Source organism: Psychrobacter sp. CoH-33_TS_01 (assembly GCF_058189395.1).
This window is the reverse complement of sequence record NZ_JBVGQI010000001.1, coordinates 416,792-440,538: the sequence shown is the minus strand read 5'-3', so window position 1 is coordinate 440,538 and position 23,747 is coordinate 416,792. Positions and strand designations below refer to the sequence as shown.

Genomic DNA, 23,747 nt, shown 5'->3' with positions numbered 1-23,747 from the left:
TTTCTTTTGCATTATTCAAGACATCCTATAGGTTAATTTTTATATAAATTAGCTTTCTAAACAGGCAGTTATATACAAGTGGTTGCTGCAAATAGAGTCTAGTTAGTATGTTTTTATTCAAATAATATTTTATATAAATAAAAAAAGGAACTTACGTATAAGTTCCTTTTTATCATCGCAGATAACGCTAAATTTATCTGTGTCTATGTGTGGCTACTCGTAGCAATATTGTGCATTAATACAGCAACATCGTTAAGACCACCTATTTTCATTGTCATAGACTATTTTGCTTAGCTTTTTATTTGATTAGCTCTTTATTTTAATTTAGCTAAGACCGCCTCGCCCATTTCGCGGCAGCCGACTTTTTTCAGACCAGCCGTATCGCTATCTACACTTAAGATATCAGCGGTGCGTAGACCATCATCCAATACCGCACTGACGGCGTCTTCGATAGCTACGGCAGCAGCCTCTTGCTTAAAGGTATAACGCAGCATCATTGCAACTGACAGGATGGTCGCTAATGGGTTGGCTAAATCTTGACCGGCGATATCTGGAGCTGAACCATGACAAGGCTCATACATGCCTTTACCAGACGCATCCAAGCTTGCTGAAGGCAGCATACCAATTGAGCCGGTCAACATAGCGGCTTCGTCTGACAAAATATCGCCGAACATATTGCCCGTGACCATGACGTCAAACTGCTTCGGATTTTTAATCAGCTGCATGCAAGCATTATCCGCATACATATGCGATAGCGCCACATCGGTATAGCTCTCTTGCTGCATTTCGGTCATCGTCTGCTTCCACAGCTCGGTGACTTCTAAAACGTTGGCTTTATCTACTGAGCACACTTTAGCAGGACGGCCTAGCGCTTCCGCACGGACTTGTGCTAATTCAAACGCTACCTTACCAATACGTTGGATTTCACTGGTGCTATACACCATGGTGTTATAGCCTTGCTGCTCACCATTTTCTAGCGTGCGAATACCGCGAGGCTCACCAAAATAGATGCCGCCTGTCAATTCACGCACGATGAGCAAATCCAAACCATTGATAATCTCTGGCTTAATACTAGAGGCATTTGCCAGTTGTGGATACAGCTTAGCCACACGTAAGTTGGCGAATAAGCCTAGCTCACTACGAATCTTCAATAGACCGCGCTCTGGACGAATACTGCGCTCAATCGTATCCCATTTAGGCCCGCCCACTGCCCCTAATAATACGGCATCTGCGGCTTGAGCTTTTTTTAAGGTCGCTGCTGGTAAAGGCTCACCGCTTTCATCAATAGCCGCACCACCAATCAACCCCTCTTCTAAGGTCAAGTCCAAACCAAACTTTGCATCAACCGCTTTTAACACGTCGATTGCTTGTGTCATGATTTCAGGGCCAATACCATCGCCAGCTAGAGTTAATACGGTTGCCATGTGATTCCTTTGCATGATTAGAAATAAAAGTTAGGGGTGAAAGTTCAAAATAAAGAAATAAAAATGCAGAGTTATTAAAACGCTGCAAGGATAACGCTAAAACAATCTGTTGCAGGATATATCAGCTATCCTGCTTAAATCGGGTAAATCTTGAGTCTATACTAGGGCGTGTCCTCAATTGAATCATGAGGCTAAAAGTGAGATAGATTTTCGTCAGTCCATGGAAATTTTGCAGAGAATATGAGCATATTGTCTAGAAATTTTCGCAGAGTGACGGAAATATAGCCAGTTTTAGTCCATTACACGCTAGTGTTGTTAATTGAGGACACGCCCTAATATTTAATCTTCAAATACCGCATCATCTGATGACAATATAGCTTGGGTCTCTGGACCTGCAGAGATGCCTGTCACTTCGATAAACTCATTCTGACGCGAGTCTACAGGCAGCTTACAAAAGCGACGAATCGGTTTGGTATTGTACAAAAGCTCCACGCACAATGGATTCGGTGAAGCCGTGTCTAATAAACTCTCGGCTTTCTCATTATCGGCCGTACGATAGGCCCGTAATCGATAATCACCCGGCACTTTGAAGTCATGAATCAGCGCAAAGCGCTCTACATACTCATCGTTATTTTCCGGATAGAAATTGGTATGTATCTCATGCTTGCCTGGCATAACCCGAGCATAGTAATTGACTAAGCCTGCTAATTTCGTGCTCAGTAGTGGCACCAGCTTAGGCGTACTTAAGCCACCTTTACTTTGTTTTAATTCATCGGGTTGCGTGACTATTGCCCCTTTTGCAGGCGCATGAGAGTCTGAATCAATCAATAGTTTCTTATCGATTTGCGTGAGCTCACAATGATAAGTGCCCTCACAGGCTACCGTGACCTCACCGGGAAAGGTGTGAATCTTATCGGCTGAAGGGGTCGGCGCCTCAGGAGTATCCAGGGTCTGATAGCCATTGATTACTTGACAACCTGATAAGGCCAACATAGCCACTGTCGCAGCCAGTACCGTCGTTTTAGGAGCAAGCCAAGCCATATATTTATTCATGAGATATCACATCGCGATTAAAAACTTTTATACATTTTATATAGTTATCCTGCATAACTCAATGTACACCCGCTATGAGTAGATAGGATGTCGTCTGTTAAGGATGACGGGGCTTCTCCTATCTAAATCAAAACTATAGCTTAGCTCAAGACTATCATTCAAACTTGGCCTTGGGTAGCCTCTGTTATTAGAAAATATAGTCAATCCTTTTTAAAACTAGCACATAGCGACTCACAGATATAAATGAGCAGAGTTATGCCCAAACTATAAATCGCTAAATACGCTTACCGGCTTTCTATTTATAGCTACAACAGTTACGCACGCACATCATTAAAGATCCAAGGAGTCTGCTGCTGCATCTTTGCTTCATAAGCTTTGATAGCATCGCTCTGCTGCAAGGTCAGCCCGATATCGTCCAAGCCATTGAGTAAGCAATGTTTGCGGAACTCATCAACCTCAAAAGCGTATTCTGTACCTTCTGGCGTAATGACGACCTGACGCTCAAGATCAGCTGTTAACTCGTAGCCCTCATTGGCTTCTACTGCAGCAAACAGTTGCTCGATAATGTCTTCGGACAATACAATCGGTAGCATGCCATTTTTAAAGCAGTTGTTATAAAAAATATCGGCATAGCTTGGCGCAATCACAGTACGGAAGCCATACTCTGATAAGGCCCATGGCGCATGCTCACGGCTAGAGCCACAACCAAAGTTCTTGCGGGTAAGCAGAATGTTTGCGCCTTGATAGCGTGGCAAGTTTAAGACAAAATCTGGGTTAATAGGACGCACACTGTGGTCTTGTCCAGGATAGCCTTCGTCTAAATAACGCCACTCATCAAAGAGATTGACGCCAAACCCTGTGCGTTGAATAGATTTCAAAAACTGCTTAGGAATAATCTGATCGGTGTCTACATTAGAGCGATCAAGTGGGCAAACAATGCCGGTTTGCGTGGTATAAGCTTGCATAGGTCTTCCTTAAATTCGATTAAAATTTCGGTCCTGCTTGTTTCATCGCTGCGGGGAAATTCTCCCGCGCTGCTAATTTATCTAAATAGCCTTGTACATGATCAGGTAGCTCGCTCAAACCCAACATTCTCATCCAGCTAATCAGCTGATAATAATAAATATCGGCTAAGGTGAATTTACTGCCCGCCACATAATCGCGTTGCTCGAGCCACTGCCAAAGCGTCGGGACAGCGCGTTCAATACTTTTTAGACTGCGCTCAGCGGTACCCTCAGGCCATTTGTAATAGCCATTTAGTAACGTAGACTGGGCGCGTAACCAACAGTAGCTTTCGATCTCCGTCATACCATAAGATAACGCCTGACGAAAATTGAAATTGTCGATAGCGTAGCTCGGGGCATTAGCATCTGGCGTTAACGGACGCTCGGCATGCAAATCATTGAGATACTCCATGATCGCTACTGACTCTGTCAACGTGGTGTCATCATGTACTAGCGTTGGCACCTTGCCATAAGGGTTGAGCGCCAAATACTCCTCTGTCCGAGATTCGCCGGTCATCGGGTTTAATATCTTGACCTCATACTCTAGTCCGAGCTCTGCTAAGGTCCATAACACCCGCTCAGCTCGTGACTGAAAAGGCAGTTTATAAAGTGTCAGCATTTTATTCATCCTTGTATAAAATTAGCCATCCATCTCAAACCCAGCCTTTGGTGTTACCCCTTAAGCTTAAGCCTACATGAACAGAGAGAGCAATATGATCGGGGTTAAAAGTTACGCACATCGACGAAATGACCCGCCAACGCAGCAGCGGCGGCCATCGCAGGACTCACTAAATGCGTGCGCCCGCCATTACCTTGACGTCCTTCAAAGTTACGGTTGGAGGTCGAGGCACAGTGTTCTTGCGGCTGTAATTTATCAGCATTCATCGCGAGACACATTGAGCAGCCTGGCTCACGCCATTCAAAACCAGCTTCAGTAAACAGCTTATCTAGGCCTTCCGCTTCTGCCTGTTGTTTTACTTGACCGGATCCAGCTACTACGATGGCCTCTTTAACGGTATCCGCCACTTTACGCCCTTTAATGACAGCGGCGGCTGAGCGTAAGTCTTCAATACGCGAGTTGGTGCATGAGCCAATAAAGATACGGTCTAGCTGAATATCAGTGACCGGCTGGCCTGCGGTAAGACCCATGTATTTATACGCACGCTCCCAGCCTTCTTGTTGGGTTTCATCTTGCGCTTGGTCTAATGTAGGGACAGATTCCGTGACCTCTACCACCATCTCAGGAGAAGTACCCCAAGAGACTTGCGGGGCGATTTGGCTACCATCCATCTCGATGACCGTATCAAATACCGCATCATCATCCGAGTACAAAGTACGCCAGTAAGCTTCCGCTTGCTCCCACTGCTCACCGGTTGGCGCATAAGGACGGCCTTTCACATAGTCGATAGTGATGTCATCCACAGCGACCATGCCGACGCGCGCGCCAGCTTCGATAGCCATATTACAGACGGTCATACGACCTTCCATGCTCATCTCTTCAAACACTTGACCTGCAAATTCAATCGCATGCGCCGTACCACCTGCCGTACCAATCTTAGCAATAATCGCTAAGACGACATCTTTCGCGGTCACGCCAGCACCCAATTGGCCGGTCACGCGAATTTGCATATTTTTCATTTTTTGCTGTACGAGACACTGGGTTGCGAGCACATGCTCCACTTCTGAGGTACCGATACCGTGCGCTAAACACCCGAGAGCACCGTGAGTCGCGGTATGTGAATCGCCACACACTACGGTCATACCCGGTAGAACTAAGCCCTGCTCGGGACCAACGACATGGACGATACCTTGACGCGCATCATTAATCGTAAATTCTGCGATATCAAACTTTGCGCAGTTTTCATCTAAAGTTAAAACCTGCAGGCGCGATACCTGATCCTGAATACCCGCCACCCCTTCTAAACGCTCTTTTCTGACGGTAGGTACGTTATGATCAGGCGTGGCGATATTGGCCGACAAGCGCCAAGGCTGACGCCCCGCTAATGACAGACCTTCAAAAGCTTGTGGACTTGTCACTTCATGGAGCAAATGACGATCGATATAAATTAAACAAGAGCCATCATCGCGTTGGCTGACGACGTGAGCTTGCCAAAGTTTGTCATATAAAGTTTGACCGGCCATAGTTATGTCCTTTAATTACAAGTGGCTATGTCTATACTGACCGACTGCTGAGCTTACTAAACAATAAGTTTAAAAAATAGCTCAACGCAGCCGCATCACCATAAACAGTGGCGAGACTAAAAATAAAATATAAATAATTTAAAAAGCTTATACAGCAATAGGAACGATATTTTAAGAGTGACTACTAGTATTACTTGATGAGTAGTATTACTTGATGAGAGTCTTCAGTGCTAGCTAGACGATAATAAAAAGCTATCTAATCAAGGATTTCGTACTCAGACCTGCGTTTATAATGCGTTAATATTAGGCCTGTAGTCGCCTGTCATGCTGCAGTCATAAAACCCATCAATAGCGAGTCTGCTAACCGTCTCTATAACCCTGATTATACCTGTTAAATTTCTATAAGAATAATTGATGATTTTTATTAGTTTAAAAACTTTTAATTCTGTCTTATAGCGAATATACTATTCAACTAACGGTTATGGCATCCAGAAAATCAATCACCGTAACGAGTTAAGCAAATTTTAAGCACTATAACTTTCCTATTAGTCCAGAGACTGCTTAGTTAAAAAATGCTCCAATATGGTGCAAATCTATCTTAGCACAGTGCTGACTTTTGACGACATTAGTAAGGTGAATTTAACCCTGTGACTATACCATATTGCCTGCTTTAGCCAAACGCGAGAATGCCCCATGGCTAGCTCTGCGCAGCAGCCTGATGGCTTAAAAATCAGTGGCCGCTAACTGCCCTCATTACGCACCTTAAAAATCTTATTACGCACCTTAAAAATAATGGCTATCCCTTATTTTTAAGCTATATCGACCGACCCACTCAAAACAATTATTGCCCTATCTTTTTTTAACCAGCCATCCTATTTTTAAATGGCCACTACAAGGATTAAGATGTGAATACGACGAATTTGACCACGTTTGTAACCGTCATGCAGACCGGCAGCATATCAGGTGCCGCCGAAAAACTTTTTATTACGCAGCCTGCCGTCAGTAAGCGCATTAAAAATCTTGAAGAAGAGTTTAAGATTACCTTGTTTGATACGGTTGGCCGCGGTATTGTCGCCACCCAAGCCGCCAATGAAATGCTGCCCCATGCCAAAAAATGGCTGGATGACTACGAAAACTTTAAGATTAATCTACAAAACTCGCAGCAAACGGTTTCTGGCAAATTGGTCATAGGCACTAGCCATCATATTGGGCTACATCATTTGCCGCCGGTCTTGAAAAACTTTATCCAGACCTATCCAGCTGTACAGTTAGAGGTGCATTTCGTCGATTCAGAAGAGGCGCATAAAGCGGTGCTCGATGGCGATGTATCTTTGGCCTTTCTAACGCTACCACCGGTCTATGATAAGCGCTTAACCTATCACACCCTCTGGTCAGATCCGTTATATTTCATGACTGGCACCTTATCGCCGTTGGCTAAAAAGAATAACGTCACGCTAGAGCAACTGGCGCATTATCCAGCGATTCTACCGTCTGCCAATACTTTCACCAGTCAAATTACTTTGGCAGAATTTGCTAAGAATAATCTCAAGCCTTATGCCACTATGAGCACCAATCCATTAGAGTCGATTCGGATGCTGGTCTCAGTAGGTCTGGGCTGGTCAGTATTGCCGCAAACTTTGGTGAATCAAGAGTTGGCCCAAATCGATATGGCCGATAATATAGAGTTGCAGCGTTATTTAGGGGTGGTGATTAACCCTAGCTTGACGCGTTCAGCCAGTGTCGACGCTCTATTAGAGATGCTGACCCCCATAGATTAGTGGCAGCGGCTAGCTACAGTAGCTTTAGGTTTTTTTAATCAGCCTCTTTAGGTTTTTCAAGTCGAGCCCGACAACCCTCTTATACGCTGCCCTAATACTGAGCATTGCCAGTATTGATGTGGCGTATGAATTTAAGCTACCTTTATAAAACTTATTGATTTTTCTAGAAAAACAAAGCTAATTAGCAATCACATTAACCATGCGTTATAATACGTGACAGTTTGTTTAGTTATAGGGCTGTTATCTTGCTGGTATTTTTCATAGCCAAGTTGGTCATCAGCATAATTTATTAGAGAGCACCCGTAACTAAAGTTTAGGCAAATATAGATGAAACTCAATGGCACTTTATTGGTGCTCTTATTGTCTAGTCGCTGTCTTGTTTCCAGTGATTGTTTGGTGCCTATTTAATTTAATAGGTCTCACCTGAACGATGCGAAGGTTTTGCAAAATAATTGACGTTACTAATATCTTATTACCTACTATAAAAAGCCAATACGTTAAAAATAAGAGTCTTAAAAAAGCGACTTCAGGTAGTAAAGTAAAGGATTTGCTTTAGAGGGACTTATTAATGGCTGATCTCATTAATGATCAGACTCATTAATAGTGATTTTTATGGGTAAAAGCTATGTTGGTAACACTTCTGATAGTAACGTCAGTCATTTATTACCTTAGCCGTCGTCATAGATTATTAGAGTTTATTAATAAAGCCATTATGCCGCCTAGACCATAATGGCTTTTTTTGTATTTAAACGCCAGAATTTAGATTAAGGATATTTTATGAATGGAATTTCAACCGGCGTCCTCGTTTCGTTAGGCGCTTACTTTTTAGTAATGATTGGTATTGGTATTTATGCTTACTTTAAGCAAGCCAATGACTCTGAAGGTTATATGTTGGGTGGCCGTAATCTTGGCCCCGCTGTTACCGCTCTCTCCGCAGGCGCCTCTGATATGTCAGGGTGGTTGCTCCTCGGTCTACCTGGCTACATGTATGCCGATGGTGTCGTTAGTATCTGGATTGCCTTAGGCCTGACCGCAGGTGCTTTCTTAAACTATATCATTGTGGCACCGCGCTTGCGGGTCTATACCGAAGTGGCGGACAATGCCATTACCCTCCCCGATTACTTTGCAAACCGCTTTGAAGATAAATCGCATATGCTGCGCGTCATCTCAGCTATCGTAATTATCTTATTCTTTACGGTTTATACGGCGGCCAGTCTCGTCGGTGGCGGTAAATTATTTGAAAGCTCGTTAAATCTGTCTTATGGTACCGGCCTTTGGGTTACCGCAGGGGTAGTTGTAGCTTATACCCTATTCGGTGGTTTCTTAGCTGTGTCGATGACGGATTTCGTGCAGGGTGTCATCATGCTGTTTGCGATGGTTATCGTGCCAATTGTAGCCTTTACCGATTTGGGTGGCATTGATGCTACTACGACTGCGGTCCGTAATATTGACCCACAACTGCTTAATATCACTAGTGGCATGACGACTCTTGGTATTATCTCTTTACTAGCATGGGGCTTAGGCTATTTTGGTCAGCCGCATATCATCGTGCGTTTTATGGCGATTCGCTCAGTAAAAGATGTGCCAACAGCGCGTAACATCGGTATGGTCTGGATGATTATCAGCTTGATCGGTGCTTTGATGACCGGTTTCGCAGGCCGTGCTTATGTGCAAAAAACAGCCATGACTTTAGACGATCCTGAGACTATTTTCTTAGTATTCACTCAGTTCTTATTCCACCCGCTAGTTTCAGGTTTCTTATTAGCAGCTATCTTAGCCGCTATTATGAGTACGATTTCATCGCAGCTGTTGGTGGTTTCTAGCTCGTTAACGAAAGATGTTTATAAACTATTTTTCGACAGAGACGCGCCAGAAGCTCGTCAGGTATTGGTCGGTCGTATCTCAGTGGTATTAGTAGCCATAGTCTCTATTTTCTTAGCCTCAAACCCAGACAGCTCAGTACTAAGCTTAGTGTCTAACGCTTGGGCAGGCTTTGGCGCCGCCTTTGGTCCACTGGTCATTATCAGCTTAATGTGGAAAGGTATGAACCGTAACGGTGCAGTTGCCGGTATGGTAATTGGTGCCTTGACGGTCATCGCATGGATTTACGGTGGCTTTACTACAGCGGACGGCGTGCCTCTAGGCGATTGGTTATTCGCTATCGTTCCTGGTTTTGTATTAAGCACTATCGCTATCGTTGTGGTTAGTATTGCCACCGGTGGTCCGAAGCCTTCTGTAGTGGCTAAGTTTGAAGAGATGGAACTTAACCTAAAATAAGCTCCTTCCAACCCGCTATACGCTGTGGTATAGCAAACTTAGTTAAATAAAAACCTCGCTAATCTTTAGCGAGGTTTTTTTATTGCCAACTGATTCCGATGACTTTGTAGCAAATCTTGAGGGCACTGCCTATAGCGCTAAAAATTTTTCGACAGTTGAATTACCGCTGCTTTATCTTTGCGATCATCATAATAATCAAAATTACTGACCGTTTTATTGTATTTTAGATTAAGCCTCGGTGTGACACCATAAAAGGTAAAGTCACGCTTCCAAACTTGCAATGCTAAGCCGCTAGTGCGGTCTTGTCTTAACGCCCCAAACTCGCCACCGACACTATTATAGTAACGTGCTAATGCCGCTGCCTGCGCCTCTGTTAATCTGCCATCGCCATATCTTAGTGCAGGATCTGCATAGTCTTTCACCATATAGCTAACGGTTACAGCCGTTGCGAAATTATTCTCCCACTGCTTATTCCAGCCAATACTGAGCGTATTGTACTCAGAGCTACTGCTCACTGAGTTGGGTAGCTCAGTCTCTTGATGGCCTATAGTCGCCACCAGAGACTCTTGCGCATCCTGTACATACAAGCCACTAACCCCAAGATAACGACTGTCTGTTTTACGCCTATCGATCAAATCTCTATCAAAGTTTTCTGTCGACCACGTGGTAGTCGCATTCATTCTTAACTTTTTACCCAACCATCTGGACCCGCGTAGATTTAACGCTTGGCGTTGACTATAAGAGGTATCATCATAAATTCTTTTCGTGATGGAAGGCGTAAGCGCCCACTCATTTTTTGGGTCGTTATAGCCTATCCCTACCGAGCCGGTAAGCAAATAATTAATCTCATCACCGTCTTTCCAAAAGCCGTCTAAAAATACATTGCTACCGACTGTGGCGTAGTAGCGCTTAGGCAGGTTAATGCGTTTATTAGCACTAGCGGATACCGAGACATCACTCCCCACCTCTTGCTCTATGACCTTGCCATAACGATCTTGAATATATTTTGGCGGTGCATCATTAATATTGGGGTCAATGACTAGATTCGTGCTGACATTAAACCGCCAAGCTTCTATTTTATTAATACTAGCCAGTGCCCGCTCAGCTTTTGTGCTGATAGCTTCTGGCACTGCCACGCCTTGTAAGAGCAATAACTGTGCTTTCGCCTCAGTAAATTGCTTATCGGCTTGTAAGGCCAGCGCTAAGCTTAATCTAACCTTATAGTCCTCAGGCTTATCGAGCAGTTGGGCTTGATAAAGGCTAATAATTGGCTTAAATTTATTCTGGCTTTGCTCTATTGACGCTTGAGCAAACTTAATCAGCGTGGGATCACTTGAGGCCAGGGCACGATAATAAGGCAATAACTGCACCACACTCTGCCAATCTTTAGCGCTGATGGCTTGATGCAAAGTCTTATCAAACAATAGCGGGTCGGCTTGCAACTGCTCGATATCGTATTTTTCGCTAAGGCTTGCCGTGGTTTCTTTATCCGTGGGCTTAAGCTTGTTTACTAAAGCTACTTTAGTAGCGGGCACAGTGACTGCACTACTGGTCGCTAATGAGCCATCTATAACAACAGTTTCATCAGCAGCTGCCTTTCCAGCTATAGTGACCGCTACTAAACCAAAACTCATGGCCATTGTTAAAGGCAGCTTACCGGCTTTTGTTGCTATCATCATTCTACCTACTTTATGGTAATGACCCATTCATCACGGCTTAATCCTAAACGCTTGTAAAATATTTTGCGAGAAAAAGTTGCTTGTTGGTTTTATAAACTTGTTCGATTAATAAAATAAAAAACCTCGCCACATTGGACGAGGTTTGTAACTGCTAAATTATAAGCGCGTAAAACGACCAACTTTCTGCTACGGACTGGGCTTAAAAGCTCTTCGTCAAAATAATAGTTGCTAGCTTTTCAGTACGGTCATCATAGTAGCCAAAGTTACTCGAAGTCTTATCGTATTCAAAGACTAAGCGTGGGGTGAGACCGTATAAACTTAAGTCACGTTTCCAGATTTGTAAGCCTAACGAAGTCGTCTTATCTTCTCGTTTGCTACCAGGCTCGCCCCCTACTGCATTGTAGTACCCTAAATAGCCCCCTGTGCCAGGCTCATAAGCATCGGCAGGATCATCATAGTCTTTAATAGCATAGCCTGCTGTAGCTAAGGTAGACAGTCCTTTTTTCCACTCGCGACCCCAACCCACGTTTAAGGAGTTACGGTCATAACTAATGATGCTCGACTTAGGCACGTCATTACGATAGGTGCCAAGACCGCCATAAAAGTACTCTTTAGCATCCTTGAGATATAAAGCATTTAGACCTAAAAACTGCCCATCCGTCTCACGGTTAGCATCGTTATCATCATCGAACGTCTCTTTGGATACGATACACGTAGCCGATAGCTTAAGCTGCGGCTTTACCCAGCGTGAGCCGCTAACGGTGACCCCCTTGCGCAGGCTATAAGGGTCTTCATCATAGATTCGCTTGGTCACAAATGGGGTCACTGAGACATCATTCTTGGCATCATCATAGCCCACGCCAGCTGAGGCCGTAAATAGATAATCATTATAATCGCTCGTGTCCCAATACCCTTTTAGCGAGGCATTGCCCCCTAAAGTGGCATAAAAATTATCGGGTAAGTTATAGCGTTTATTAGCACTCGCAGAGACTTGTATGCCATTGCCTGACTCTTGCTCGACTGATTTACCCAGCTGTGATTGGATAGTTTTTGAGGGGGCGTCATTAAGGTTGTCATCTCGCACATAGCTGGCTGAAGCATCAAAACGCCACTCTTCCATGCTATTAATTTGCGCTAAGGAACTTTGTACTTTAGCCATAACTGGGGCTGGCAAGTCAGCTGCTTGCAGCTTTTGCAATTGCTCTTTTGCGGCAGCATATTGTCTGTCTGCTTGCATGGCCATGGCCATATTGAGACGCACAGGATGAAAGTCGGGATCTGCTGCTAACATGTCACGATAGATAGCAATAGCTTGCTTATTCTTGGCCTCACTACGATAAACCAAAGCATCCGCAAAATTAATCAGCATCGGATCATTCACTGCTAGCGCTTTGTAATGTGGCAGCAGCTGCTTGACTGTCACCATATCCTGCGCGGCCAATGCGCCATTCAAAAACTTAGTAAATAGTACAGGATCTGCTTTTAATGCTTCTAAGTCATAGGACAACGCTGCATTTGCTTGTTGGCGACTCTGAATGGCTTGCTGCGCTTCCGCATCAGTCACTTTAGTAGAAGGGACCGTATTACCCAATAACAGGGTTTGGTTCTCACGTTTGAGCAGTTCGCTAGCTTGGTCATTATCAGGCACGATTGGGTCAGGTGCTGTATCAGTATCAGGTGCTGCAACTGCTGATACCGAAATGACTGACATAATGAATAATAGGGAGGCCGTCAATGGCTTAAATATAAACTGATCTTTCATAGGTATCCTTACCGAATTCTCTAATTACACTTGATTGACTCAATTATCCTAAGCGTTTTCAAGTACTTTAGCGAGAAAAAAAGCGCCCTAGGACGCTTTTTTCTTATGCTAAATAGTCAAGTTATCTTATTGCTTTTCTGCGCCAAAGGTACCTTGGAATTTAGTACCGGTGCCAGCCTTGCCACCTGCTCCGCCATTACCTGGGTTATCTTGATAGATACCCCCTAAGAATTTAGCATCTTCACCAAAGAAGCCACCGGCAGTCTCGATGCCTTTAGCCGTACCTGCGAAAGTATTGCCGGTAATATCTGCAGCTATATCGATCTGTGGCTTGCCGGTAAAGTTTAACTTACCACCTACTTTCCCACCAACAAAGTCGACATCAAATGCAGAAGTACCGTTTAAGATAGGTGCATTTCTCGGAGTTGATGTGGTCGGATTAGCAACCTCAGCCAAATGCAGCTGATCGATATAAGTAGCGACTCCAGAATACTTAAAGATACCATCATCAATATTATTAGCCTTATTAAATTTAGCTAAGGCTGCCATATAGTCCATATCAGCTTGTGCGGTACTATTACCAATCGCATAAACGTTAGAATAGCGTGAGGAGATACCACTACCTGTTCCTGATGGTTTGTCTAAATCACCATAGACATGACCAATCTGCATCTGTGAATTGAAGTTTTTATAAACAGAGTCATAGTTCAAAACGAGATCAGCTGTAGGGGATAGGGATACTCCAGTCTGTACATTTTTAAAGTTGGCGGCGTTTTTACCAGCAGACTTTTTAAAGCCATTACCCGCATCGACGTCATTACCGCGTACGGTAGTAATATTATCGCGATTAGCTTTAACAAATTGATCAGGCGAAGTAATATCTACACGTGGCTTATATACTTTATAGTCAACAAAGTTATCTTCATCTTCATCTTCCTCAACGATTGGAATACCACCATTACTATCTTTACCATCCATACCAGTAACCGTTTGCTTATCATTGACGAACTGACGATAACCAATACGATCTACGGTAGCCTGCTGACCGAATACTACTTTATCTTTGCTGCTTAGAGTATTGCTCATGACACCTGAAACATTAGTATCAACTGCTGCAGTTGGATTAACAGGAGGTATTGTTGGATCGACTGGTTCAGGGTCAACTGGGTCAACTGGGTCAACTGGGTCAACTGGAACTACTGGATCTGGCGTTACTTTATTCGCTCCATATGTCCCCTTACCATTTCCATCCTGATATACGCCACCTAATAAGCCAGCATCTTCTCCATAGAAACCACCTTGCGTATCAACACCATTCCAATTACCTTTAAAGGTATTCCCACTGATTTCCGCCTTGAGCTTTTTATTGGGTATAGAACCGAAAGACAGCGTGCCATCTACCTGCTGATCTACAAAATCAACTTTAAACTTAGACGTACCTAAAATTGGATCTGCACCGATAATGTCATCGGTACCGTTACCTATATAAGTAGCAACACCTTGGTAATCAACTTTGCCATCATTAACCCGATTATCAACGCTATATTGAGCCACGTCTTTTCTATACTGCATATCTTTAAGGTCAGTGGCCTTCCCTTGTACATATACATTAGAAATCTTAGATTTGCGAATTAGGTTAGCTGGGGCTTTCAAATCACCATACACATGACCGATTTGCATATCACCATCAAAGTTTTTATATACTGATGTGTAATTTAGTTTGTTCTCACCGAAACCTCCAATCTTATACAGGTCACTCTTTTTAAAGCCGCTACCAAAATTTACATCAGAGGAGTTAGTGATTTGAAGGTCAAGAGTGTCTTTAAAGTCACGTGACCCCGTATCATTAGCAAGGACAGTCAGGCGGTTATAGCTGGCTGAGGTGTTTTTGCTAATGCTACTGTTATCACTATCTGCAATAGTGTTCTGGAAACCTGAGACAGTTTTGCTTGCAGAAACTTCTGGATTGACGGGAAGTGGTGGAACTTTCAGAGCTGCTGCTAAAGCGTCTTTTGCAGCTTTTGCTTTTGCTTCGGCTTCTACAGCCTTAGTTTCTGCTTCTGCTATGGTCTTTTCAGCAGCCTTAGCCTTTAACTCTGCTGCAGCGGCTTTCTTTTCTGCTGCAGTAGCTTTCTGTTCTGCAGCTTCTGCTTCTGCTCTAGCAGTACCAACGTCTTCTTCAGCGGCTTTCTGTGCTGCTGCAACCTTGGCAGCCGCTTCTGTTTTTGCGGTTTCAGCAGCGGCTTTTGCTGCTGCGGCTTCTGTTTGAGCTTTGACAGTGGCTGCTTGTGCGGCTTTAACTTCTGCTTGGGCAGCAGCAGAGGCTTTTGCAGCTGCCGCTTCTGCAGCGGCAACTGCTTTAGTAGCGTCGGCTTCTGCTTTAATGGCAGCCGCTTCTGCATCAGCAGCTCTATCTAGAGCAGCTTGCAAGGCATCCTCACCACCACCGCCATTATCGGCTGCCTCTTGAGCTTTAACGGCAGCCTGTTGCGCTTTTATAGCATCAGCCTGCGCTTTTTCTAAAGTAGCTTGGGTAGCCGTAGCTTGCGTTTGCGCCGCTTCTAAAGCTTTAGTAGCTGCTTGAGACTGTGTTTGAGCAGTTTTGACAGCTTGTTCCGCTTTGGTTTGTTTATCGCTTGTAGCGCCAAAAGTACCTTGAGCTTTATCACTAGTGTAGACACCACCTATGTACTGGGCATCACCGCCATAGAAGCCCCCTTCAGTATTATAGTCACCCTTAGTCCCTGAGAACTTATTGCCCGCAATGTTAGCTGATAAACCAATGTTACCTGCTTTCGCAAAAGTTAAATCACCGGCAACTTTTTTACCAACAAAATCAGCGGTAAAGACCGATTTACCAAATTCGATATCATTGTCTAAACCTAGCTCGCGATAAGTCGCATCCCCAGTATATTTTAGTGAGCCTTCTTTTGGCACATTAGCGGTTTGGGTTGCATTACCTAGCACAGCCACACCGTTTACAGGGAATGTTGTCCCCAATAGCGCTACATCAGCCCCACCATCGATGTGAGCAATACGCATGTCATCACCGAAATCTTTATAGGTTGAAACATAATCTAGCGGCAAGGCTTGCTGAAGGGCTTCAACAAAAATCTCTGCATTACCCGCATGCTCTTTAAAGCCATTTTGTAGGGTAGCATCGTTAGCTCCAGATATGGTCACAGGAACTTTTGGTAGTAAGCCTGGCGCTGCTGGATCTAATTGCGAGGCAATATCAGCTCGAGCCTCAACGACAGAACCATCTGCATTAACGCTAAAGTCACGGGTAGTCGTGTTGAATACACCTAAGTCTGCAGCATCGATATTGATTGACTGTACACCGGTCTTAGTAGCTTCAGGAGCATTTTTAATCTTCGCAGCAGCTTCAGCTTGAGTAACTGCTTTTTTAGCAGCCTCAGCAGCAGTAGCTTTTGCGGCCGCATCGGCAGCAGCTTGAGTTTGAGCAGTAGCGGCAGCTTTAGCGGCAGCGGTAGCAGCTTCAGCTAATTTAGCTTTACGATCAGCTTCTTTTTGCAGAGCTTCAGAGCTGCCACCTGAGCTAAGCGCATCTGCTAAAGCCTGTTCAGCGTCTTCTTTAGCTTGAATAGCTTCAGCCTTAGCTTCCTCTGCGGCGGCGGCGGCAGCTTCTGCCTTAGTCTTAGCCGCTTGAGCAGTTTGGGTCGCTTTTTCTGCTGCAGTAGCACGAGCTTCTGCTTCAGCACGAGCTTTAGCCTCAGTGGTAGCCTTCTCCGCTGCTTTCTTAGCATCAGCAACAGCGGTGTTAGCACGAGTTTCTGCATCCGTAGCAGCAGCTTCGGCAGCAGCAGCGCGAGCTTTGGCCTCATTTGCCGCCTTAGTAGCGGCAGCGGCGGCGGCGTTACCTTGGCTTGCAAGTTTTTCTGCTGCAGTTACTTTAGCAGCAGCTTCTGCTTTAGCGGCAGTGGCAGCATCCTTTGCAGCGGCAGCTTCTGCCTTGGCAGCAGATACAGCTTCTGCAGCAGCTTTCTCTGCAGCGGCTTGCGCAGCTTCAGCAGCAGCCGCTCTGTTTAGAGCGTCTTGTAAAGCGTCAGCTCCATTTCCTGAATTTTCTGCAGCAGCTTGAGCTTTTTCTGAATCCACTTTAGCTTTCGCCGCATCAGCCTGAGCCTTTGTTGCCGCCGCTTGTGCTGTTGCCGCTTGTGATTTAGCCGCTTCTAATGCCTTCGTAGCGGCTTGAGCAGCAGCTTGAGCAGATTTGACGTCTTGCTCAGCTTTAGTCTGTTTATCACTAGTGGCACCATAACTACCCTGAGCATCTTTACCTTCATAGACACCACCTAAGTACTGAGCATCCCCACCGTAAAACCCGCCTTCAGTATTGTAGCCATCTTTGCTGCCTGCAAACTTATTGCCTGCAATAGTCGCTGATATGCCAATGTTGCCTGCCTTGGCAAAGGTCAAATCACCAGCTACTTTCTTTGCCACAAAATCAGTAGTGAATACAGACTTACCAAACTCAATGTCATTGCCTAAACCCAACTTACGATAGGTGGCATCACCTGAGTACTTAGCCGTACCATCTGTAGGTATGTTAGCCGCTTGAGTGGCATTACCCATTACCGCCACACCATTTACTGGTAGTGTTTGACTTAAAACTGCGACTTCAGCACCACCATCAATGTGGCCAATGCGCATGTCATCGCCAAAATCTTTATAAGTTGAGACATAGTCTAGCGGTAAGGTTTGACCAAGTGCAGCAACCACAATCTCAGCATTGCCTTTATATTCCTTAAAGCCATCTTTTAAGTCAGTATCATTAGCAGTTGATGTGACCATTGAGACTTTTGGCAAGAGACCTGGTTTACCTGGATTTTTTGGATCTTGCGAAGCGATATCAGCACGAGCTTCAACTAAAGAGCCATCTTTGCTAACTGCGAAATCACGAGTGGTTGTACTAAATACTCCAAGCGCACCGCCATTCACGTTAAGAGACTGTACGCCGGTCTTAGTAGCTTCAGGAGCATTTTTAATTTTAGCAGCATTGGCAGCATCGGTAGCGGCTTTAGCGGCAGCAGCGGCGGCACTCTCTTTAGCGGTGGCGGCGGCTTGTGCTTTGGTGGCCGCAGCTTCTTGAGCACTGGCGGCGGCAGCCGCTTCTTTAGCTAATTTAGCTTTACGTTCAGCTTCTTTCTGCAGTGCTTCTGAGCCACCGCCTGAGCTCAGCGCCTCCTCTAAAGCTTTTTCTGCATCTTGTTTAGCTTTGATAGCCTCAGCTTTAGCCTTTTCTGCTGCTGCGGTTGCAGCCTCTGCTTTAGCCTTAGCTGCTTGAGCAGTATTAGTTGCAGCCTGTGCATTTTTGGTAGCAGCCTCTGCTGCCTTGGCCTGTGCTTCAGCACTAGTTTTGGCTTCTAGAGCCGCCTTAACTTCAGCTTCGGCAGCTTTGACGCGAGCATCAGCACTCTTAGCAGCAGCTTCGGCAGCATCTGCACGGGCTTTAGCCTCTGTAGCTGCTTTGTTAGCTGCAGCAACTTGGCTAGTAGATGCATTCTGGGCGGCAGCTATTTTAGCATTGGCTTCTGCTTTAGCGGCAGTGGCAGCATCCTTTGCAGCGGCAGCTTCGGCTCTAGCAGCGTCTACTGCAACTTTAGCAGCTTTCTCTGCAGCGGCTTGCGCAGCTTCAGCCGCCGCCGCTCTGTCTAAGGCGTCTTGTAAGGCACCTGCGCCTGATCCATTTCCTGCATTATCTGCAGCGGCCTGAGCTTTGTCTGCATCTGCTTTAGCTTTCGCCGCATCAGCCTGAGCCTTTGCTGCCTCCGCTTGTGCTGCGGCAGCTTGTGCTTTCGCCGCTTCTAAGGCTTTGGTAGCGGCTTGTGCAGCTGCTTGTGTGCTTTGGACCGCCTCTAAAGCTTGTTTCTTAGCATCGTTAGTTGCACCATAAGTACCCTGAGCATCTTTACCTTCATAGACACCACCGAGGTATTGGGCATCCCCACCGTAAAATCCGCCTTCGGTATTGTAACCATCTTTGCTGCCTGCGAACTTATTGCCTGCAATAGTTGCTGATATGCCAATATTGCCTGCCTTGGCAAAGGTCAAATCACCAGCTACTTTTTTATTCACAAAGTCGGTAGTAAATACTGACTTACCAAACTCAATGTCATTGCCTAAACCCAACTTGCGATAAGTGGCATCACCTGAGTACTTAGCAGTGCCATCTGTGGGTACGTTAGCCGCTTGAGTCGCATTACCCATTACCGCCACACCATTTACCGGTAGCGTTTGGCTTAAAATTGCGACTTCAGCACCACCATCAATGTGGCCAATGCGCATGTCATCGCCAAAGTCTTTATAAGTTGAGACATAGTCTAACGGTAGGGTTTGACCAAGTGCTGCTACCACAATCTCAGCATTGCCTTTATATTCTTTAAAGCCATCTTTTAAGTCAGTATCATTAGCAGTTGATGTGACCACTGAGACTTTTGGCAAGAGACCTGGTGTACCCGGTTTTTTTGGATCTTGCGAAGCGATATCAGCACGAGCTTCAACTAAAGAGCCATCTTTGCTAACTGCGAAATCACGAGTGGTTGTACTAAATACACCGAGAGCACCGCCATTCACGTTAAGGGACTGTACGCCGGTCTTAGTAGCTTCAGGAGCATTCTTAATTTTAGCAGCGTTGGCAGCATCGGTAGCGGCTTTAGTAGCGGCGGCAGCGGCACTTTCCTTGGCTGCTGCTGCTGCTGCCGCTTTGGTAGCAGCGTTTGCTTGAGCAGTCGCGGTATCTGCAGCCTCTTTAGCTAATTTAGCTTTACGTTCAGCTTCTTTCTGCAGCGCTTCTGAGCTACTACCAGCGCTGCCACCATTATTTTCGGCCTCAGTTAAAGCTTTCTCAGCAGCTTCTTTCGCCTTAATAGCTTCAGCTTTTGCTTTTTCTGCAGCGGCAGCAGCAGCTTCTGCTTTAGTTTTAGCAGCTTGGGCAGCTTTAGTGGCTTCTTCGGCAGCTTTTGCACGAGCTTCAGAGTCAGCGACAACTTTATTAATTTCAGCTTCCGCTTTAGCTCTGGCGTCTTTCGCAGCAGCTTCGGCAGCATCTGCACGGGCTTTAGCCTCTGCAGCCGCTTTTCTGGCAGCTTCAATCTGCGCCGTAGATGCTGTCTGACTATTGGCTAGTATCTGTGCATCTACTTCTGCTTTAGCAGCTTCGGCAGCAGCTTTGGCTGCAGCAGCTTCGGCTTTAAGCGCTTCTACTTCTTGTTTCTCAGCTTCTGTTGTATCCGGCCCAGTAACGGTACCTGAACCATTGCCACCAGTTCCCGCACCGCCATTTCCTGTACCATTATCGGTGCCACCACCGTTATTTCCCGTTCCATTATCGGTACTACCGCCACCTGTTCCTGTTCCACTACCTGGTGGCATAGGAATTGGCTTAGGGGTAACAGAACTACCACCACTCGAACCACACGCAGCAAGAATCACAGCTGTCAAGATTACGACACTGGCTTTTAAAGGGGTATTAGGGGATTTAAGCGAACGAGTAGTGATATTTGAATGACGGATAGATGGCATTCTTATTCCTCCATGAATAAATGATTAGACGTCCCTGTGATTATTATTGAATACAATAATCATACAGCTGAGATAGATAACCAAAATAACTTCTTGAAGTCAATTAAATTATTAAACAAAAGTTCTCATACCATGTGCTATATACCTATCTCAATTGTAACTATATGTTAGGTGAAGAAGTGATAATAACGGTTTTTTGTTCTTTTAACTATAATGATACAAATACAATCATTATCCATAAAATCTAAAATACTTATATAAAATAAGCTTTTAACTTATGAAACTAATTTTTATATTCTAATTAGGATGAACATTGGTGTATTTTCAGGCAATTAGACTTGTGCATTTTAAAATTTTAGCATCCGATGTAATTATTAAAATTAGTCAACATTAAACAGTAAACTTATTGGTTTTTTTATTATTTGACTTTACCTAAATATTTATTTTTTAACCAAAAAAAAGCACCCAAGGGTGCTTTTCTATTTCTACTATATAATTAAATAAGCAGCTTATTTTTGTTTCTCAGCTCCGAAAGTGCCTTGGAAGGTTGTGCCAGTACCTGGTGTAGTACCTGAACCACCTGTACCTTGGTTTTCTTGGTAGATACCACCTAAGAACTTCGCATCTTCTCCAAAGAACCCACCAGCAGTTTCTACCTTGCCTTTAGTACCTGTAAAAGTATTACCATCAATAGTGGCACCAATGCCAATATCTTTATCCGTACCAAAATTTAAGTTACCCTCTAAAGAGCCAGTAACAAAGTCAACTTTGAATTCAGAAGTACCATCTAGTACCGGACCACTACGATCACCAGCACCTAAATGTAATTTATCAATATAAGTAGCAACACCAGTATATTGGAAAGTGCCGTCATTGATATTGTTATCTTTATTAAACTGAGCCAATGCTTTCATGTAATCCATATCGACTTGTGCAGTAGAATTACCTATTGCATAGACATTAGAATAACGTGATTTAACACCTCCGATAACTGGTGCATTTAGACTAATATCACCATAGACATGACCTATCTGCATTTGAGAGTCAAAGTTTTTGTAAACAGATTGATAATCTAAATCAAGATCTTTAGCTCCTACTGGAGTAGGTACATTTGTGAATTTGAAGTTATTGGCGGCTTTAGATTTCTTAAAACCATTTCCAGCATCTACATCATCCCCACGTACAGTAGTAATATTATCCCAAGTCGCTTTGTCAGTAGGCTCTTTGGTAACTTTATCTTTAGCAAACTGATCAGGAGAAGTAATATCTACTCTTGGGTTAAATTCACTATAGCTAGGAAGGTTATCTACACTTTGATCTTTAACAATGTTTGGAGCATTTTCACCTGGTACATTTGGATCTTCATTAACTTCAGTAAAGGTTTCATTATCAGTAACGAATTGACGATAACCAATACGATCTACAGTAGCTTGAATACCAAATACTTTTTCATCTTTACTGCTTAGAGTATTGCTCATGATACCTGTGACATCTGAGCTAACAGCGGCAACTGGATTCTCAGGAGGTATTGGAGTAGTATCTCCACCGCCAGTATCTCCACCGCCAGTATCTCCACCGCCAGTATCTCCACCGCCAGTATCTCCACCGCCAGTATCGCCACCGCCAGTATCGCCGCCGCCAGTATCGCCGCCGCCAGTATCACCGCCGCCAGTATCACCGCCACCAGTATCACCGTCACCAGTATCACCGTCACCAGTATCACCGCCACCAATATCACCACCACCGGTATCGGCTACTCTTTCAGCACCATAAGTACCCTGAGCATCATTACCTTCATAGATACCACCTAAATAGCCTGCATCGCCACCGTAAAATCCACCTTCAGTATTATAGCCAGCATTGTCTGCTGCACTGCCTGAGAACTTATTACCAGTAATACCTGCGGTTAAACCAATGTTGCCAGCTTTCGCAAACTTTAAATCGCCAGCAACTTTTTTTCCGACAAAATCAGCAGTGAATACTGAAGTACCAAATTCGATATCATTGTCTAAACCAAGCTTGCGATAAGTGGCATCGCCTGTATATTTAGCTGTGCCATCTGTGGGCACGTTAGCGGCTTGAGTTGCATTACCTGTGACAGCTACTCCATCTACAGGAAGCTTTTTACCTATCAGTAATGTAGCATCGGCTGCACCGTCTATATGCCCTATCAGCATATCTTTGCCAAAGTCTTTGTAGACTGAAACGTAATTTAGCGGTAATTCCGTATTGAGCGCTTCAATCACTGCACTATCTTTATGAGACTTAAAGCCATCAGTAAGCTCAGTATCATTAGCACCTGATATAGTTACAGGTACCTTTGGCAAAAGACCACCATCATCTGGTTTTTTTGGATCTGTGGTTGCAACGTCAGCTCTAGCATCTACTACAGAACCATCTTCACTAACTGTAAAGTCGCGAGTGGTAGTATTAAATGCTCCTAATGGATCGGCGTTTATATTTATTGATTGTACGCCAGTTTTATCAGCTTCAGGCTGATTACCGCCTGGATCGCCGCCTGGATCGCCGCCTGTATCACCGCCGCCTGTATCACCGCCGCCTGTATCACCGCCACCAGTATCGCCACCGCCTGTATCACCGCCGCCTGTATCACCGCCGCCTGTATCACCGCCGCCTGTATCGCCGCCGCCTGTATCACCGCCACCAGTATCGCCACCGCCTGTATCGCCGCCGCCTGTATCACCGCCGCCTGTATCGCCGCCGCCTGTATCGCCGCCACCAGTATCGCCGCCTGTATCACCACCGCCAGTATCGCCGCCGCCAGTATCACCGCCGCCAGTGTCACCACCGTCAGTATCGCCGCCGTCAGTATCGCCGCCGTCAGTATCGCCGCCGTTAGGATTGGTTACTACACCAAAGACATCATTAAAAGTATAAGAAGGCGCACCGTCACCAGTAGCACAAGAAGATAAAATGATAGCAGTTAGAATAGCTACACTAGCCTTTAGGGGTGTGGTAGGCAGCTTGAGCGAACGAATCGTAATATTGGAATGACGGTTAAGTGACATTCTTATTCCTCCAGGAATGATTAGATAAATATTTCCATATATTTATGTTCTCAA

Annotated in this window: 11 protein-coding genes; 2 read left to right on the top strand and 9 right to left on the bottom strand. The window is 44.9% G+C overall.

Annotated elements, in window-relative coordinates; translation table 11 throughout:
* Positions 1 to 314: 314 nt before the first annotated feature.
* The 5 genes from leuB to leuC form a co-directional block, all read right to left on the bottom strand.
* The gene (gene leuB / locus ACZ2XM_RS01795) at positions 315 to 1,424 is read right to left on the bottom strand and encodes a 3-isopropylmalate dehydrogenase (protein ID WP_490588532.1); all 1,110 of its coding nucleotides are present in this window, start codon (positions 1,422 to 1,424) and stop codon (positions 315 to 317) included.
* A gap of 339 nt (positions 1,425 to 1,763) precedes the next feature.
* The gene (locus ACZ2XM_RS01790; protein ID WP_490587871.1) at positions 1,764 to 2,477 is read right to left on the bottom strand and encodes a hypothetical protein; all 714 of its coding nucleotides are present in this window, start codon (positions 2,475 to 2,477) and stop codon (positions 1,764 to 1,766) included.
* Positions 2,478 to 2,791: 314 nt separating this feature from the next.
* Positions 2,792 to 3,442, bottom strand: a complete 651-nt coding sequence (leuD, locus tag ACZ2XM_RS01785; protein ID WP_490587872.1) for a 3-isopropylmalate dehydratase small subunit — start codon at positions 3,440 to 3,442, stop codon at positions 2,792 to 2,794.
* Between the two features lie 19 nt (positions 3,443 to 3,461).
* Positions 3,462 to 4,100: a glutathione S-transferase family protein gene (locus tag ACZ2XM_RS01780; RefSeq protein ID WP_490587873.1), complete on the bottom strand. Its 639-nt coding sequence runs from the start codon at positions 4,098 to 4,100 to the stop codon at positions 3,462 to 3,464.
* Between the two features lie 104 nt (positions 4,101 to 4,204).
* Positions 4,205 to 5,623, bottom strand: a complete 1,419-nt coding sequence (gene leuC / locus ACZ2XM_RS01775; RefSeq protein WP_490587874.1) for a 3-isopropylmalate dehydratase large subunit — start codon at positions 5,621 to 5,623, stop codon at positions 4,205 to 4,207.
* 905 nt (positions 5,624 to 6,528) lie between these two features.
* Between leuC and ACZ2XM_RS01770 the strand changes: the two genes are divergently transcribed.
* Both ACZ2XM_RS01770 and putP read left to right on the top strand, forming a co-directional pair.
* Complete coding sequence (locus ACZ2XM_RS01770) at positions 6,529 to 7,401, top strand: LysR family transcriptional regulator (RefSeq protein ID WP_490587875.1); 873 nt, start codon at positions 6,529 to 6,531, stop codon at positions 7,399 to 7,401.
* Positions 7,402 to 8,178: 777 nt separating this feature from the next.
* Positions 8,179 to 9,678 (top strand): sodium/proline symporter PutP, encoded by a 1,500-nt coding sequence (putP, locus tag ACZ2XM_RS01765; RefSeq protein WP_490587876.1) that lies wholly within the window; start codon positions 8,179 to 8,181, stop codon positions 9,676 to 9,678.
* A 137-nt stretch (positions 9,679 to 9,815) separates the two neighbouring features.
* On the opposite strand, the gene ACZ2XM_RS01760 is transcribed toward putP, so the two are convergent.
* The 4 genes from ACZ2XM_RS01760 to ACZ2XM_RS01745 all read right to left on the bottom strand — a co-directional run bounded on the left by ACZ2XM_RS01760 (position 9,816) and on the right by ACZ2XM_RS01745 (position 23,693).
* Positions 9,816 to 11,357 (bottom strand): surface lipoprotein assembly modifier, encoded by a 1,542-nt coding sequence (locus ACZ2XM_RS01760; protein WP_490587877.1) that lies wholly within the window; start codon positions 11,355 to 11,357, stop codon positions 9,816 to 9,818.
* A gap of 199 nt (positions 11,358 to 11,556) precedes the next feature.
* Positions 11,557 to 13,119, bottom strand: a complete 1,563-nt coding sequence (locus ACZ2XM_RS01755) for a surface lipoprotein assembly modifier (RefSeq protein ID WP_490587878.1) — start codon at positions 13,117 to 13,119, stop codon at positions 11,557 to 11,559.
* Positions 13,120 to 13,245: 126 nt separating this feature from the next.
* Positions 13,246 to 20,664, bottom strand: a complete 7,419-nt coding sequence (locus ACZ2XM_RS01750; RefSeq protein WP_490587879.1) for a transferrin-binding protein-like solute binding protein — start codon at positions 20,662 to 20,664, stop codon at positions 13,246 to 13,248.
* A gap of 509 nt (positions 20,665 to 21,173) precedes the next feature.
* A complete protein-coding gene (locus ACZ2XM_RS01745; protein ID WP_490587880.1) occupies positions 21,174 to 23,693 on the bottom strand; it encodes a transferrin-binding protein-like solute binding protein in 2,520 nt (839 codons plus the stop codon).
* Between the last annotated feature and the right edge of the window lie 54 nt (positions 23,694 to 23,747).